Source organism: Pseudomonas putida (assembly GCF_003228315.1).
GTDB classification, from domain to species: domain Bacteria; phylum Pseudomonadota; class Gammaproteobacteria; order Pseudomonadales; family Pseudomonadaceae; genus Aquipseudomonas; species Aquipseudomonas putida_S.
This window is the reverse complement of the sequence record NZ_CP029693.1, coordinates 4,985,477-5,001,101: the sequence shown is the minus strand read 5'-3', so window position 1 is coordinate 5,001,101 and position 15,625 is coordinate 4,985,477. Positions and strand designations below refer to the sequence as shown.

Genomic DNA, 15,625 nt, shown 5'->3' with positions numbered 1-15,625 from the left:
ACGACACCCTGAATGCTGATCAAACTGCTGTCCGAGTCGGACCAAAAACACTTGCTGGATCTGGCGAAGCTGCTGGCCCTGTCGGATAAACCGCTGCTGTGGGACGGAAAAACCTCGGATGAATTGACCTCAGGTACCGACCTGAATGCGCTGTCCATCCAGGAAGGCGAAAAAGAGCGCGAGCTGATCGCGGAGCTCGAAAAGTCCATCGGTGCTCCAGCCCCCTATCTACCTCTCTGGGGCTTCGGGCCCTCTGACGTGGGTTCGCGACTCGTCGAGGCGCTCAAGAAGTTCCCGATCCCCAAAGCGGAAAAACCCGAAACCCGTGTCCAGGCTGCCACGAAGATTTTGAAAGAGCTGATCAAGGACAAGAAATTCGAGCTGCCAACCGCACCAAAGGTAATCCTGTTCGAACTGCTGCTGGTCGCTCTTCGAGACGGACATATCTCCAGCATCGAGTGGGCATTGCTCAAAGAGTTTCAAGCGCACCACCAACTGGAAGACTTCATTTTCGATGATCTCCTGGAGCGTGCGGAAACGCTGAACCTGGAAGTCAGCAAAACCATCTCCATTATTCTCGAGTAAGGAACAGAGCATGCCTATTCCCCTGATCATCGGTGCAGTCGCAGCGGCAGCCGGTTTGTACGGTGCCGCCAAAGGCATCAGCGGCGCGATCGACCACAGCGACGCCAAAGACCTCAACAACGATGCCCGTACGATGGTGGATACCGCCAACCGTAAAATCGAAGACCAGCGCAAGGCGACCAACACCACGCTGGAAGACTACGGCCAGCGCAAACTGCGCGCGTTCACCGGGGTGATCGCCGACTTCATCGTGACCTTCGAGCGCCTTCAAAACTGCGAACTCAGCCAGAGCCCGGAACTGGACAAACTGAACGCGGGCGACTTTTCCGGCAAGACACTGGGCGGTCTGCGCCAGGACTATCAGGCATTGAAAGACGCCGGTCTCGGCCTGGGCGCCGGCATGGGCGGAGGTGCCGCACTGGCGTTCGGTGCCTACAACGGCACCATGTTGCTGGCAACGGCCAGCACCGGCACGGCGATCTCCTCCCTGGGCGGCGTGGCGGCCACCAACGCCACCCTGGCCTGGCTGGGCGGCGGTTCGCTGGCGGCCGGTGGCTATGGCATGGCCGGGGGCATGATGGTCCTGGGTGGCATCGTCGCCGGTCCAGCGCTGGCGATCTTCGGCCACGTTCTGGGCAACAAGGGTGAAGAAGCCCTGAACAATGCCCGCAGCAATATGGAACAGGCTCGCACTATCCGCGATCAGTCCGAACTGATGGTCGGTAAACTGCGCGCCATCGAGCAGGTAACCGCCCTGGCCAACACCACATTCTCCAAGATCAGCTCGCAACTGCGTCGCGCCGTCAGCGAGTTGAAGACTGTCCTGGAGAACAATGGCGTCAACTACCAGACCTACTCCGATGAAAGCAAAAAAGTGGTGTTCCGCTCCGTCAAGTTTGCTCAGTTGCTCAAAGCCATGATCGACACCGCGATCCTGGACAAGGACGGCAACCTGGTGCTGGCAACGGAAAAGCGCATCCAGGATGTGGCCGCCGTGGCCAGCGGGCAGAAAGCCGGCCTGGACGCTCCTTCGGCATAACGACAAGGCCCGCGCTCGCGCGCGGGCCTTCCCCCTCCCTGCTCCAGTGACTTCCGGCATCGCCTCAACGGCGATGAAACCTGCCCATGCACAGCCCCACCTCTGTCTTTCCCTGCAGCCAATGTGGACTGTGCTGCCAGCATGTTCATCTGGCTGAAGAAACCCGCTTTCTGGATCGTGGTGACGGCACCTGTCGGCATTTCGATACGCCAGGCAAGCGCTGCACCATTTACGCAGAGCGTCCGGACATCTGCCGGGTGGATCTGCAGTACACCCAACGTTACAACCAACAGTATTCCTGGGATGAGTACGTCACGCTGAATGTGCAGGCCTGCACCCTTTTACAGACGCAGGCAGAGCAGCGGGTTCGCCTGACCGGGTTTGATCTGCCGCCATCCGCATCTTCCGATTGAACGCGCAGAGTCCCCCATCAGCCTTGCGGTACCAGTTCCTGCAAAATGACCAGCTTCCTTTGCAACTGCTCGATGTGCGCTTTCTCGGCACGCAACGCCGAGCGCAGCTCCCTGTTCTCCATTTCGCGGATCCGCGCCCAGCGCCTGTCACGCTGACAGCCACGCGCCATTTTCCACAGTTCTCCCAACCTCAGGCTTTGCAACAACAGCACCAGCAAAATGGCGCCCATCATCAGCAAGGCAATGATCAAAATCGCATCCGGCATATTCATTTCCCTATCCTTTCGTGAATTCGATTGGTCTCGAAGACAATTCAAAGATATGTAGTGTTTGACGACAGGTCTAGAATGTAGACTTATACAGGTAAAGTATTCGCGCACATGGAGGGGTCATGAAACGCAAGCAATCCGTCGAACAAGTCCGCTGGGATCTGGCACTTCGCTATCGCTTGATCGAGACCGTAGCCTGGTGGGAAGGCCGGCTGACCACGGGGCACTTGATCCAGAGCTTTGGCATCAGTCGCCAACAGGCGTCCAAGGACATCAACACCTACATCACCGAACATGCGCCCCGAAACTTGACATACGACAAGCAGCTCAAGGGCTACGTCCCCGGTAAACACTTCAAGCCGCTGTTCATCGACGACAGCGCCAGTGCGTACCTGCACCTGCTTTACCAGAACAATGAGCGCGCCCCTCACATCGAAGGCCTGGCGCTGGCCTACGCCCATACCAAGGTGCTGGAGGTGCCCGATCGCTCTATCAGGCCCGAAATTCTTCGCCCCTTGCTCAAGGCATGCCGCGACCACCTGACACTGGAAGTCGACTACGTCTCTCTCAGCAACCCGGTTCCGGAAGGCCGGCTGATTGCCCCGCACACGCTGGTCTACACCGGCATGCGCTGGCATGTGCGCGCCTACTGCGAGAAGAACGGGCAGTACCGTGACTTTGTGCTGAGTCGATTGCGCGGTGAACCCGAACTGGACGGCAAGGCCGCCAACGGGATTGAGGAAGATGACATCTGGAACACCCACGTGACGGTCATTATCGAGCCGGACTCACGCCTGACCGCCGAGCAGAAGGCGATCATCGAAGTCGATTTCGGCATGCTCGACGGCCAGCTCCTGATCCCCACCCGCAAAGCGCTGGTGAAGTATGTCTTGCAGCGGTTTCAGATCGACCCGACGAAAATGCACCCCCGCCCGGAAGCACAACAAATCGTGGTGAGGAACCTCAGCGAACTGGAACCGTGGCTGTATAACTGAAGCTCGACAACAGGCGTGGTCGAGCATCAGCTGCAATCACCGCCGATAAAAAAAGGCACTGACGATCATCGCCAGTGCCTTTTTTTTTCACACCCGAAAAACCCCTCAGCGCGACAGCATGAACGTGTCGTACTCCAGGTCTTCCAGCGCCGTAGACAACCTATGCAACCCCAACAACACGCAGACCAGCAACGACAGCGTGAAGCCATAGCCAAAGAAGCTCGGCCCCAGGTACATGCTGAACAGGGTCAGCACGGCGTTCAACACCGCGAACAGCACGCACAACTCCAGCACCACGGTGCGCTTGTCCAGGTAGAAGAACACGTTGAGCAGCGCCATGAACACCACCTGGATGCTCACGCCGATCAGGTCGATGTAGAACAGCGGCAGGTAGTAACTGGAGATCCCCAGCCACTCCAGCAAGCGCGGGGCGAACAGGTACAGCAGCACCACGGTCAGCCCCTGCACCTTGCAGATTTCCACCAGGCCCTGGCGGATCGACAGGGTCATCTCGGTTTTCAGCGAGTTGATGTGCTGCAGGGTTTCACCCTCGCGGATCGCCTTGAACAGGCGGTCGTACCACTCGGCGAAATCGGTCTCGATGCGCACCAGGAACACCGCCATGCCGGGGATGATCGCCAGGTACGCGAGGAAGATCGGCAGGTCGTACAGAATCGACGCGCGCAGCGGGCCGATGACGTTGTTCGAGGTGCCCGGGTTGAACCAGAACAGAAACTTGTCGACCCAGATGCCGAAGTTATAGAAGAACCCGGTGACCAGCAGGCTGACAAACACCTGGCGCCCCTTGAGGAAGTCAAAGGCCACCAGCTTCTCGGCGCGGTACTCGCGCAGGATGTCGTACAGGAACAGGAACAGCAGCGTGCTATGACCGATCAACAGCGCCAGCAGCAGGCCTGCGATCCCGAGGAAGGTCAGCAGGTATGCGGTGATCACCATCAGCGTATAGCCCACCAGCATCACCAGCAGAATGCGGTTATAGGCCTTCATGCCCGAGAGGAAGATGATCACCATCCACAGGTTGCACAGCACCACGAAGTTCGACAGCACCAGCAGCCGGTAAATCAGCGACTGATCGAACAAGGTCACCAGCACCACGATACCCAGCACCCCGGCGCCGACCGTGACCATCAGCAGCACGCCCAACAGGTTGGGCAGAATCTGATCGTACTTTTGCTCGAACAGGCGGTCGGAGACGAACCGGGTGAAGAACAGTTGCAAGCCGCCGGTGAGAATCAGCGAGCTGGCCATCATGTAGGTCACCGTGACCAGAAACTGCGCCACCAGCGTATTGGGCACCACACGGCTCAAGCTGATGATACCCACCAGCATCACGCTGATGATCGACAGCACCCAGGGGCCGGAACTGATCAGCCCGGCATACACATAAGCGTGCAAGGTCGCGGTATAGGAATCGCGCGACAGGATCTTGCGGAGTTCGAAGCCAATCCCGGCCATTTAACTGTTCTCCATGGCGGCTTGATACAAATCGCGATAGCGCTGCAGCATCAAGGCTTCGGTGTAGTAGCGAGTAACCCGTTGCAGGCCGCTGGCTTGCGCGGACTCCCAGCGTTGCGGGTTGCGCAGCAGTTCGAGGATCGCCGCGCTGGTGGCCTGCGGATCGGCAATCGCCACGACCTTGCCGGCCAGGCCCAGGTCACGGTCTTCGGCGCTGCCGCCTTCGATCAATTCGCGGCACGAGCCCACGTCACTGCTGACCACCGGCGTGCCGGCCGCCCAGGCTTCGAGAATCACCAGCGGCTGCGCCTCACTGATGGAGGTCAACACCATCAGCCCCAGCTGCGGCAGGATCTCCTGGATACGCTGGAAGCCGAGGAAATGCACCTTGCCCTCCAGCCCCAGGCTCGCCATCAGGCTGCGGCATTCGCTGACATATTCCGGGTCTTCCTCTTCCGGGCCGACGATCCAGCCCTCGGCTTCAGGCATGGCGCTGATCACGCCGCGCATCGCCCGCAGGAAAGTCTTCACGTCCTTGATCGGCACCACCCGCCCGATCAGCCCCACCACCGGCGCAATGCCGGGTTTGCGGGATTCGAGCGCCGCGGTCCACTGTGGCAGGTCGATGCCGTTGGGAATGACCCGGGTGCGCACCGGATCCGCGCCGTCCTTGATCTGCCGCTGACGGTTGCCGTCGTACAACGAAATGATGCTGTCGGCGCTGTTGTAAGTCAGCTGACCGATGCGCTCGAAGAAGCGCACCCACAAGGTCCGGATATAACCGGAGCCGGCATCGAGACTGCGGTTCAAGGCCGCGCCGGAACTCTCGGCGATCCAGCTGGCCTGGGCCAGGTCGATCTTGCGCTCCTTGGTGTAGATCCCGTGCTCGCTGAGCAAGTAGGTGCAGTTCCAGCGCTGCTTGAGGATGCAGCCCAACAGTCCCGCGTAACCGGTGGAAATCGAATGCAGGACACGCGCCCGTGGCATTTTGCGCGAGGCTTCGGCGAGCATCAGCATCGGCGACTGCATCGAGCGCAGGGTCCAGAAATAGTTGATGAACGACGGGTCGGCGCAGTGCAGGCGGTAGCCCTCGCTCAACGCCTCCCAACTGGCGCGGCTGCGCAGCACGTCGTCCAGGGTCATGCGGCCTTCGGCGATGCAGATCAGCAGGTTTTCGCCCAGCGCAGGTTCCGGCGCATCCGGGTGATGCAGGAAGCGATACAAGTCCTGCTGTTGCTGCAGGTCGGCTTCCCGAGGCGTGGTTCGGCTGTCGGTCGAATGGGTCGCATCTTCGAGAAACACTTCCTCGATGTGCACCACGTTCGACGGCACTTGGTAGCGGCGTTCGCCATAGGCCGAACGCTGGCCGCCGATGAACATCACCGAAAAGGTCAATTCCGGCAGGCCGAGGATCATCTGGTGAATCCAGCTCGACACACCGCCACGCACGTAAGGCCAGGTGCCTTCGAGCAGCAGGCAGATATCGGCGATCGGCGCCTCTTCCCTTTGACTCATGTCCAGCTCCTCACCAGATCAGCGAATGGAGGCCGCTGACGGGTTTTCTCGGGAAGGCTGGCGAGCAACCCCGGGATCTCATGATATTGGCCGGACTCGAAGGCAAGCTCGGCGTGGAATGGCAGGATCTGCGCCGCGCCCATGCCGTCTTCCTGGGCCTTGGTGAGCAATATTTCCGCACGCTGGACATCGCCAAGCTCCAGGGCGATACGCCCGGCCAGCAGAAACAGCTCACCGCCCTCGCCTGCTTGCAGCGCTTGCTCGGCATGCTCGTTGGACTGATTGAGCACGTGTTCGAGCACACTGCCCTGCGCCAGGCCCAGGTACGCCAGCTCCCAGTACCAGCGCGCCAGCGTGCCGTGCAGTTTTCCGGCGGCCTGGGTGCTGGCGCCCTGCAATTGACCGAGGGCGATCTGGATGCGCAGGTTGATGTCGCTTTCCTGTTTATCGAGCATCGAATACGCCAGCAGACGCACGTCATCGCTCGGATCGCCCAGCGCCAGCTTGAGGATCGGCACCGCTTCCTTGCCCGGCATGCGCTTGGTGGCCAGCAACGCGGCCAGGCGCTGATCCGGATCCGGCGCATGGCGCAACACGTCCTGCAAGCCGCCATCGGCGAAGATCGGCGAACGTGATTGCAGCTGCGCCCGATACGGCAGGTCAGGGATGCCGACCGCCTGCCAGACCTGTTTCTCGCGTTTGCGCGGCAGGTACAACGCCGGGAAAATCGCCGCGACCACCCCGACCGTACCGAGCACCGGCACGAAGAACGCCAGGCTGAAAATGAACAGCGGGCTCCACGGCAACGGCGAACGGTAACGCGCCGGCAGCAACAGCCAGATCGCCCCGCACAACATCACGCAGGCCAGGCCATGGCTCAAGGTGAACACCGCCAATTGGTGCGCCTCGGGCAAGTCCGACCACAACGTGGTCCAACTGCCCGCTTCCAGCACCAGGGCTCCGCTAAACAGCCACTTGCTGATCATTCAGACCACACTCGTTGTACAGGAAGTTACGCAGCCCGTTGGGTTCGCCAGGCTCCAGGTTGAAAGGCATGAGCCGCACGCCCAGGCTTTCCATGTCGCTTTCAATGCCAAAGTGCTCATGCAGCATCAGGTTGATACGTGCCAGGTAACCTTCGGTGCCTTGCGGGCTGGTCAACGGCAGCAGCACCAGCAACAGGTGATGGTCGCGGTTGTTGCGCAGCGGCAAGTGCAAATCCAGACCCCGTTGACTGCGCTCCAGCAGGCGCGTCAGTTCTTCGTTGGGGCGGGTCATTTCAAAGGCGAACAGCCCGGCGGACAAGTTGTGCTTCTCGACGTCCACCATTGAGCGCTTGAGTTGCAACGTGAAGTGCTGAGCATCCGCATTCTGCAAGTGCAGCACTTGGGCATCACGCAACAACAGGTCGGCGATGTGACCGGCCAGCAGTGCCAGCAGGCTCAATATACGTTCGTGGAAGGCGAAGAACGGCATCTGCCGCACAGCCAATACCGCCAACAGTCGCCCTTGCGCATCGATCAACGGAATGCAGGCCTGAAGGGACGAGAATTGCCCCGCAGCACCCGCTTCGAGCAGATCCTTGCGCACGCTCACCAGTTCACCGCGCTCAAGGCACAACTTGACCAGCCCATCGTCGGTGTCCAGCTCACCCATCACGCCGATAGTGGCCAGCGGCGTGGGCAGTATCCGATCGCCACGTTCGTCCACCCGATACAGGCCCGCGACCCGCAGCGTGCCGTATTGCCCCAGCACCGCCACAATCGGTTCGGCCAGCGAGCCCAATGCATCGCTTTCGTCCGGCATGACCCGCAGTTTTTCACGCAAGCCCAGCAACGAACTGCGCAAGCTCTGGTCGCTGCCCGCCACGCGCCGCTCCAGCAGATCGTGCGAGACCCGCAGAATCTGGTGCGAGCGGGTGAACTCATCGAGACGATACTGGCGGTAATCGTTGGCCATCTGCAGACGCTCAAGGCGGCGTTCCCACAGATCGCGCACCTCGCCGACCAACATCCCGCACACCAGCACGCCGACGATCCACGACGGCTCAAGCTCCTGGTAGGCGGCATGCCCGGTGTGACGCAGGACGAACACCGCCAGCACCAGAATCGCAGCGCTGAACAGGCCGCGGACAAATCCGTAACGCACACCCAACAGCAACGGCGCCAGAATCGGCCACGGGAAACCGCCGTGCATTCGCAACGGGTCTTCCGGGGTCAACCACAGGCCGAGGATGATGGCCAGGCCGGTCACCAGGAGCGTTTCCAGCCAAGACACCGGGCCGCTGGCGCGAGGCGCCAGGCTGTAATCCATGTGTGGAGAATTCATTGCGTTCACTCGAACCGAAGGGCGCCAACAAGTTTGTCGAGCACGGTTTGCGCAGTACCGGCCAGGCTTTCACGGGACCAGCCGGCGCGGGCGCCGCTTTTGCTCCAGAGCACCTGGCCGCTGCTGGCATCGAGCACGCGCAGGCTGATGCCGACCGCCGGCTCGCCGTCCAGACCGTTCTTGTACTGCCATTCTTCGACGCTGCCGGCGACCACGTAATCGAGCTTCTGCTCACGCGCCCACTCGAGGGCACCGGCCAGGCGCTCGTTATCGTCCATCAGCGCCTGCTCGCCCTGGGTGCTCGGTGGGTAAACCCGAGGTTTCAGGCCGTGGCTGCTGAGCACGCTGATCAGAATCTGCTCGCTGCGCTCACCGGCCTGCGGCGTCTGTGAATAGTTGACCATCGGCACCACGCCCCATTGCGCGCTGCGTGGCAGGTTCGGGCTGGCCTCGTCGGTGAAGCTGGCGCAACCGGCGACGAACACAACGGCCAGTGCCAGGCTCAGATTACGAATTGCTTGCATACGTTGTACTCCCGTAGAAAATCCATGATCAGCGTCCGAAGCGCACGCCGTAGCTCACACCCAGTGTTCCGCCGGCCTTGCCGTCCCCGCCTTGTGGCGCGGACTGGTAACCGAAGGTCAGGGCCAGTTCGTCGTCACCCAGCACTTCAATGCCGAGCCCGGTACTGATGCCGTAGTTAAAGGTTGAATCCGTCCACTGCCAGCCACCTGTCAGGTCCACCAGCCAGGTGTATTGCGGACGGGTACGCACCAGCGCCCCCGGCAAGCCGCGACGCCAGGAACTGCCGACATAGAGTTGGCCGTAGCGGCTTTGCAGCAGGTCGCTGGCGAGCACGGTTTGCGTGTCGGTCGGGTCGGGCAGACCGGTATCCGGATCGATCGTCTGCGCAGGAACGATGACCGGGCCACCATTGCGGCTGGACAGATAATCCAGCGTCTTGTCCTTCACGTTGTTCTTCTGATAGTCGACACCGCTGCGCACGGTCCAGTTGGGGCCGGCGAATTCCAGGGTGTGGTTGTACTCCATCTTCAGCGCGTGACCGTCACCCAGATCGTCGCCGGCACGGGTGGAGAACGAACGCTGCGCGACTTCCCAACTGAACTGGTCGCGGGCGGTCAGGCTGTGACGACCACCGAGGAACACGCGGTCCTGTTGACCGAATGCGCGCATCAAACCGCTGTCTTCGTTCTTGCGATGCCAGTCGACGCCGGTTTCCAGTTCATCGCTCACGCCTAACTGCCAGGTCCGGGACAGGCCCAGGCCGTTGCGGTCGTCATCGCTGCGCTGGCTGGTGTCGGCGAACAGTTTGTAGCTGCCGTTCTCGACCGCCCGTTGCAAGGTCAGGGCGACGTTGCGCTCGGTACCGATTTCCGAAGATTCGATGTCGTCGCCGCTGTAGTCGCCCTGTTCCAGCTCAACATCGGCGTACCACTTATCACCCAGGTTTTGCGCGATCTCCAGGCGCGGGCCTTTGAAATCCAGGCCGCCGAAGTCCTGCTCATGCCAGGAGATTTGTGCGCCTTGCGGCGTACGCTCGTTGATCTCCACGGCCTGACGACGCAGCTGCTCACGCACCGCTTCCGGCTGCTCATCACCCAACGCCGAAAGGCTGGTATCGAGTGCTTCGCCCAAGCGTCCCAGGCGGTTGAGGGCCTGGGCCCGTTGCGCCGGATTCAAGTCGCTGCTGGCCAACAGGGCTTCGACCTGCGCCTTGTTGCGACTGCGCAGGGCTTCCTGAATCTGCTCGTAACGCTCGACCTTCAGGCCTTGGCTGCGGGCCCACGCCAGCCATTCATCCTTCTGCGCTTCCTGATTGGTGGCATCCAGACGCGCCAGCAAGCGTTCGAACCACAGCTGCAGCATGGCGGGCGAGCCGTCCTTCCACTTCAACACTTCCTGCTGCGCCTTCTTCGGCGAATAGCTGCTGGACATCAGGCGCAACCAAATCGCGTAACGCTGGGACGAAGGCTGAATGTTTTCACCCTCCGGGCTACGCAACAGCTTCAGGCGCAGACGCTGGGCGGCATCCTCGTAACCGGCGCTTTCCAGGGCATCGGCATAGGCAGCCCGAACCAGCCAGTCCTGCGGGCTGGTCTTGAGGTACATGCGATACCAGGCCAGCGCTTCGGCATCACGCCCGAGCATCTGGCTGGCACTGGCGAACGGCAGCCACAACAGGCGGTCTTCGCGCGCATTGCTGCGCCATTGGGTGAGCAACGGCTTGAGTTTCGCGGTGTTGCCCTGATCGACGTACAGCCACACCAGGCGCTCACGGAACAGGTTGTCATCGGGATAGCGCTGCAAGCCCAATTGATACAGGCGCTCGGCTTCATCGCTCTGCCCCTGCTGAACCGCCAGGGCGCCGCGCACTGCCAGCACCTGAGCCTGTTCATAGGCTTCGGGATGTTCTTCGGCATCCTTGAGCAGCTTCACCACCAGCGGCCAGTCCTCCAGCTCTTGCGCTTGCTGCAAGGCTTCGACCAGGCGCTGCGGATCCTTGGTGCGCTCCCAGCTGCCAACGGTCAAGGTCAAGGCGCGCTGCGGGTTGCTGGTGCGGTAGATGGTGATCAACTGGCTCTCGTCGCCACTGGTCAACTTGCCATCGATCGACAGCAGTTTCTCCAGGGACACCCGCAGGTCTTCATCGCGCTCCAGGTCCCAGGCCAGGGCGGCCCGGGTGCGCCAGTAACTCTCGTCGGTGATGCTCTGGTCGTCTTCCTTCAAGACACTCCACGCGCCTTGATAATCGAACAGCTTCAGATAGGTGTTGGCCCAATCGACCTGCTCGGTGGTGTTGAGCTTGAAGCGTTTCGAATAGTCCTTGTAGACCTTCGACTTGGCCTCGAACTGCCCGGTGTTTTCCAGGTTCTGCAAAAGGCGCGTCCAGGCCAGGCGATGTTCCGGGTACTTGCGCACGTAGGCACGGAACCAGGCCTCGGCCTCATTCGGCGTACCCCGGGATTCGTGACCGTAGTTCAGTGCATCCAGTTCGGTGTCGGTGAGCGCGCGCTGATCCATGATGCCGGCGAGCAACGGGATCGAACGATCGAAGTCGAACTGCTGGCTCGCCAGGCGCCAGGCGTGCTCCCGAACCTCCGGGTCCTCGCGCAATTCCAGCAGGCTGATCCAGTAGTTCAGAGCAGCCTCGGTATCGCCACGCCATTCACCCAGGTGTGCCATTTGCTCGATCAGCGCCGGGTCTTCCGGGTGATCGATTGCCAATTGCTGGCCGATTTCCCAAGCCCCCGCCAGGTCGCCAATGGCCAGGCGCACATGGAAGGTCTTCAGCGGAATCTGCGGGTTATCCGGCTGCAAGGTCTGCCACTGCTTGAGCACTTGCTCTGCCAGGTCAAAGCGCTTGTTCGCCACCGCGACATCGACGCCCTGCTGGAGCCAGGCCACATCAGTCTCTGGATTGGTCAGCTGTGGCAGTTCATCCGCGAGCACTTGTGCGGCATCATCGCCACGGCCGGCGGACAGCAGGCCGTTGAACGCCAGCTGCGCATATTCGCGACGCTCGGTCTCGACCTCGGTGTCCTTTTTCAGCTGCAGATAGATTTCCGCTGCACGGCCCGGTTGCTCACCCGCCAGATACCACTGGGCGGCCGACTTGAGCGACTCGATGCGCAGCTTCGGATCACGCCCGGCGATTTCCTCGAAGACACTGGCGGCGAATGCCGGGGCTTGCAGGGTCAGCGCCAACTTCGCCAGGTTCTGCAATTGCGGCGTCGGCAGCTCGCGGTGATCGAAGCTTTTCAGACGCTCGACCAACGCCTGCTGCGCGATCAGATCGTTGCCGCTGGCCGCCACCAGTGCGTCAAGCTCCAGACGGTAATAGGCCTGTACCTCCGCCTTTGGCTTGGGCCAGGCCTCAAGGTGTTGCCGCGCCTTGGTGTAATCACCCAGGCGAATCAGCAAGTCGATCAGTTGCAGACGCAGGTGATCATCATCGGGGTGGGCCGCCAACAACAGCTCGGCGTAGTTGGCCGAAACCGCGTCCGGCTCACGGCCGTCGGGCTGGAACACTTCTTCACGCTGGAAGGTCGCCCACAGCAGGCCGCCCACGGCGACGGCGACCACCGCCAGCGCCCATGGGTTGAGCAGGCGACTGTTTTTAGTTGCAGAGGAGCTGGCCATTACTCACCTGCTTCATTGGTAATTGAAAAGTCCACAGGCCTGCAGACGACTTCCCTGCATAACGCTGTCCATCCACTTCTACCCGGCAAGCGCTTGAAGAGCGTACCGAGAAGGTCAAATCAAACTGCCCGGCAAACGCAAAGCTCACGCGCCGATCATCCAGGTACTGCCAATTGACCAATGGCAGGTTGGCTTCCTCCAGTGCCGGCCGGTCGTCCCGATCAGGGCGCAGCACCAGCAACGCGCGGTCGCTGCTCAAGGCCACATAGCGGCCTTGCGGCAGGTCGCGAACACCGGCGATGCCTTGCGAACGCAGCAGATCCGGCCAGCCCATTTGCGGGTCGAGGCGCACGGTGCGCAGCCCATCCATGCCGCGAATCTGCCAGTTGCCATCGACGGTCCGCGCCAGACTGGACTGATACAGACCATGCAGGCGATCGATGTAGTCGCTCATCCACAGCGACATCGGCTTCTGATCACGCATGTAGCCGTAGATCTCGTGCATGGCCTTGATCGAGGCCTGCTTGGTGCTCGAATAGAAGTGGTAGTAGAGGTGCAGGCCGCGCAGACGACGCGGGCTGTCGGTCAGCTCGAAGGTGTCGATCACATCGCGGAAGCCGTAGTACGGGCCTTTCCACAGGTTGGTGTAGAGGTTTTCGTTGATGATCGGCGCGTAGTACTGCAAGCCGCCTTCGGTGGGGCGCAGCAACGGGTTCAACCCGGTCAGCGACGGGTCGGCCTTGGTCATCATGGTCTCGGCGCCGTTGACGTTTTTCAGGCCGGCATCGTAGGCAATCTTCAAAGTCTCGGCCGACGGCAAGGCATCACCTGGCCAGAACACCATCTTCACCGGCTTTTGCGGGGTGGTGAGATTCTGGTTGATGTAGTCGCGCGACCCAACGACCTCGCGATTGAAATCGATTTTGTTGTAGCCCGGGATGGCCATGTTCAAGCCGTATTCAGGCCTGAAGTTTTCGCGTTTCTTGGCCTTGTCCGGCTGCATGAAGAACGGGTGGCTGAAGGTGTGGGTCGCCACTTCGACTTTCGGGTTGGCGAAGATATCGCGGGCGATGGGCTCAAGCTCGCGGGCCAGATGCGGGAACATGCCGCGCGGCGAAATCTCACCCTCGACGATCGACACCGAGGTCAGGAACGGGTTGGGCTGAATGTAGTCGTCGAGGGTGTGGCGACCGGCATAGGGGGTGCCACGCACTTCGGCGCGGGACGGAAAGCCGTCGCCATCGATGTGCACAGTGGCGATGCGGCGACCGTTTTCGGTGGTGGTGTCCGGGCGCGGTTGCTCCGGCAGGCGCAGGCTGGCCTTGAGGAACGCGAAGGGATCGAGAATCCAGCGGCTGCGTTCGTTGTTCACTTCAAGAATGTACGGGGTCAGCGCCAGGCCGCCCCAGTCGCCAATGACGATCGGGGTGAACACTTCACCCCCTGCATTGGTCAGCGACAGTGCCGGTTTGGGCCCCTTGGGCAATACCGAAACCGCGGTCAGGTCACGGGACCTGGGCTGCACCGGTGCTTCGAACGCCCCGACCAGCGCCTTGTCCTGATGAGTGATGGTCAGGGTTTGAGTACCCGGCGGCGCATGGCGATCAAGGCCCAGGCGCTTGAGCAGCACCTTGTCTTCAATAGGCAAACCGGCGAAGAAAACCACCGGTATCTGTTCATCCAGTTTTGCGCTGATCCAGCGATTGAACGCCGGACTGTCCTGCGGCGGGCCGCTGGTCATCCAGGTAATCACGCCGGCATACAAACCACTGAAGCGATAGGCCGGCATGGCGCTGCTGGCCGGAATGTAGTCGACGCGATAACCGAGGTATTCAAGCAAGCCGCCCAGCAACGAATGCCCGGCGTTATAGGCCAGATCGCCTTCGCGAGGGTCGTAAACCATCGCGATGCGACGCGGCTGGACTTCGACGGTGCTGATGCCCATCGAGTTGAGGTCAGGGGTGCTGATGAAAGGAATGAAGCCTTCGTCACGCAGACGCTTGGCCAGCTTGCGGGCCTCGTCGCGACGCTCCGGCGGCAAATAATCGATGGCCACCAGTGGAATGCCCTTGGCGCGCAACGGTTGCAACTGGCCCAGCAGCCACTGGCGATCGGCTTCCGGCACCGGGCGATAACGCTTGGCCGCCGCATCCCAGCCGGCATACAGCGACTCGAATGCCACCGCTGCCGCCACGCCGTCGAGCTCGGGCAACACTTCAAAGCCACGGTTAAAGAACAGCTTCAGCTGAGGCTGCTGCTTGTGCAGTTCGCGCAGGAAACTGGCCAGCCCCGCGCGCTGCGCTTCCTGCGCGGCTTGCGGCAACAGCGTGAAACTGTCGAGGGTATCGAGGAACAGGCCGCCATAGCCCTGGGCCTGCAATTGCTTGGCCCGACCCAGCAAGTGGTCGCGCCAGGCTGGAGAAGTGAGGTCCATGACCTGACTGTTCCACGAGTCGTTGCGCACCGGGGAAACGGCCTTGGTGAGGCCCGCTTTGGTGATGTCAGCCTTGGATCCGTCGAACTCGCCGACCGACAGATAGGCGAACGGCTCGCTGCCCAGCTTGCGCAGGGTTTTGACATCCGCCGCCGTCATATGCCCCGGCTCGACCACCGTCCAGGCGAACTGCGCCAGCTCGGCCAGCGGCGGCTCGTCGGCATACCAGAAGGACACACTGGAAGGTGGCACCAGGGCGGCAGCCTGTACGGCCGGACCGCTCACGCACAATGCCAGAGCAGCTAACAGTCGTTTGGCGACCGAGCGGACACGCGTCCTGCGAAAAACGAATTCCATAACTCACTCTTGAATTGTATGAACCAAAATCACTGCACCCGAAGCAGTTACAC

At 61.3% G+C, this 15,625-nt stretch carries 12 protein-coding genes; 4 read left to right on the top strand and 8 right to left on the bottom strand.

Translation table 11 applies throughout. The features are described from left to right. Positions 1 to 12: 12 nt before the first annotated feature. From DKY63_RS23365 to DKY63_RS23355, 3 genes are all read left to right on the top strand, one after another. The gene (locus DKY63_RS23365; RefSeq protein WP_110966264.1) at positions 13 to 585 is read left to right on the top strand and encodes a hypothetical protein; all 573 of its coding nucleotides are present in this window, start codon (positions 13 to 15) and stop codon (positions 583 to 585) included. A gap of 10 nt (positions 586 to 595) precedes the next feature. Then, positions 596 to 1,624, top strand: a complete 1,029-nt coding sequence (locus tag DKY63_RS23360) for a hypothetical protein (RefSeq protein WP_110966263.1) — start codon at positions 596 to 598, stop codon at positions 1,622 to 1,624. Positions 1,625 to 1,710: 86 nt separating this feature from the next. After that, entirely contained in the window at positions 1,711 to 2,037 is a 327-nt protein-coding gene (locus DKY63_RS23355; RefSeq protein WP_110966262.1) for a YkgJ family cysteine cluster protein, read from the top strand. 17 nt (positions 2,038 to 2,054) lie between these two features. On the opposite strand, the gene DKY63_RS23350 is transcribed toward DKY63_RS23355, so the two are convergent. Then, the gene (locus DKY63_RS23350) at positions 2,055 to 2,309 is read right to left on the bottom strand and encodes a hypothetical protein (protein ID WP_110966261.1); all 255 of its coding nucleotides are present in this window, start codon (positions 2,307 to 2,309) and stop codon (positions 2,055 to 2,057) included. Positions 2,310 to 2,428: 119 nt separating this feature from the next. Here DKY63_RS23350 and DKY63_RS23345 point away from each other — a divergent pair, with 119 nt between their 5' ends. Then, on the top strand, positions 2,429 to 3,301 hold the full coding sequence (locus DKY63_RS23345; RefSeq protein ID WP_110966260.1) for a WYL domain-containing protein: 873 nt from the start codon (positions 2,429 to 2,431) through the stop codon (positions 3,299 to 3,301). Positions 3,302 to 3,406: 105 nt separating this feature from the next. Here the strand turns inward: DKY63_RS23345 and pelG are convergent, their stop codons facing one another. Genes pelG through DKY63_RS23310 form a run of 7 tightly spaced genes read right to left on the bottom strand, consistent with a single transcriptional unit; the run spans position 3,407 to position 15,572 of the window. Then, entirely contained in the window at positions 3,407 to 4,777 is a 1,371-nt protein-coding gene (pelG, locus tag DKY63_RS23340; RefSeq protein ID WP_110966259.1) for an exopolysaccharide Pel transporter PelG, read from the bottom strand. Beyond that, complete coding sequence (pelF, locus tag DKY63_RS23335; protein WP_110966258.1) at positions 4,778 to 6,292, bottom strand: GT4 family glycosyltransferase PelF; 1,515 nt, start codon at positions 6,290 to 6,292, stop codon at positions 4,778 to 4,780. After that, positions 6,289 to 7,278 (bottom strand): HEAT repeat domain-containing protein, encoded by a 990-nt coding sequence (locus DKY63_RS23330; RefSeq protein ID WP_110966257.1) that lies wholly within the window; start codon positions 7,276 to 7,278, stop codon positions 6,289 to 6,291. Before DKY63_RS23330 ends, pelF begins: the two co-directional genes overlap by 4 nt. Continuing rightward, positions 7,256 to 8,620 carry a PelD GGDEF domain-containing protein gene (locus tag DKY63_RS23325; protein WP_239499323.1) on the bottom strand — a complete coding sequence of 455 codons (1,365 nt, stop codon included), beginning with the start codon at positions 8,618 to 8,620 and terminating at the stop codon, positions 7,256 to 7,258. The genes DKY63_RS23330 and DKY63_RS23325 overlap by 23 nt, the downstream gene beginning before the upstream one ends. Positions 8,621 to 8,625: 5 nt before the next feature. Then, positions 8,626 to 9,144: a penicillin-binding protein activator LpoB gene (locus tag DKY63_RS23320; protein ID WP_110966255.1), complete on the bottom strand. Its 519-nt coding sequence runs from the start codon at positions 9,142 to 9,144 to the stop codon at positions 8,626 to 8,628. A 28-nt stretch (positions 9,145 to 9,172) separates the two neighbouring features. Continuing rightward, on the bottom strand, positions 9,173 to 12,781 hold the full coding sequence (locus tag DKY63_RS23315; RefSeq protein ID WP_110966254.1) for a tetratricopeptide repeat protein: 3,609 nt from the start codon (positions 12,779 to 12,781) through the stop codon (positions 9,173 to 9,175). Next, a complete protein-coding gene (locus tag DKY63_RS23310) occupies positions 12,759 to 15,572 on the bottom strand; it encodes a bifunctional glycoside hydrolase 114/ polysaccharide deacetylase family protein (RefSeq protein WP_110966253.1) in 2,814 nt (937 codons plus the stop codon). The genes DKY63_RS23315 and DKY63_RS23310 overlap by 23 nt, the downstream gene beginning before the upstream one ends. Positions 15,573 to 15,625 lie beyond the last annotated feature (53 nt).

What these genes read in the sequence shown, in the direction of transcription:
- pelF (WP_110966258.1), bottom strand. Translation starts at nt 6,292, where the DNA reads ATGAGTCAAAGGGAAGAGGCGCCGATCGCCGATATCTGCCTGCTGCTC.
- pelG (WP_110966259.1), bottom strand. Translation starts at nt 4,777, where the DNA reads ATGGCCGGGATTGGCTTCGAACTCCGCAAGATCCTGTCGCGCGATTCC.
- DKY63_RS23315 (WP_110966254.1), bottom strand. Translation starts at nt 12,781, where the DNA reads ATGGCCAGCTCCTCTGCAACTAAAAACAGTCGCCTGCTCAACCCATGG.
- DKY63_RS23310 (WP_110966253.1), bottom strand. Translation starts at nt 15,572, where the DNA reads ATGGAATTCGTTTTTCGCAGGACGCGTGTCCGCTCGGTCGCCAAACGA.
- DKY63_RS23355 (WP_110966262.1), top strand. Translation starts at nt 1,711, where the DNA reads ATGCACAGCCCCACCTCTGTCTTTCCCTGCAGCCAATGTGGACTGTGC.
- DKY63_RS23345 (WP_110966260.1), top strand. Translation starts at nt 2,429, where the DNA reads ATGAAACGCAAGCAATCCGTCGAACAAGTCCGCTGGGATCTGGCACTT.
- DKY63_RS23325 (WP_239499323.1), bottom strand. Translation starts at nt 8,620, where the DNA reads ATGAATTCTCCACACATGGATTACAGCCTGGCGCCTCGCGCCAGCGGC.
- DKY63_RS23365 (WP_110966264.1), top strand. Translation starts at nt 13, where the DNA reads ATGCTGATCAAACTGCTGTCCGAGTCGGACCAAAAACACTTGCTGGAT.
- DKY63_RS23350 (WP_110966261.1), bottom strand. Translation starts at nt 2,309, where the DNA reads ATGAATATGCCGGATGCGATTTTGATCATTGCCTTGCTGATGATGGGC.
- DKY63_RS23320 (WP_110966255.1), bottom strand. Translation starts at nt 9,144, where the DNA reads ATGCAAGCAATTCGTAATCTGAGCCTGGCACTGGCCGTTGTGTTCGTC.
- DKY63_RS23330 (WP_110966257.1), bottom strand. Translation starts at nt 7,278, where the DNA reads ATGATCAGCAAGTGGCTGTTTAGCGGAGCCCTGGTGCTGGAAGCGGGC.
- DKY63_RS23360 (WP_110966263.1), top strand. Translation starts at nt 596, where the DNA reads ATGCCTATTCCCCTGATCATCGGTGCAGTCGCAGCGGCAGCCGGTTTG.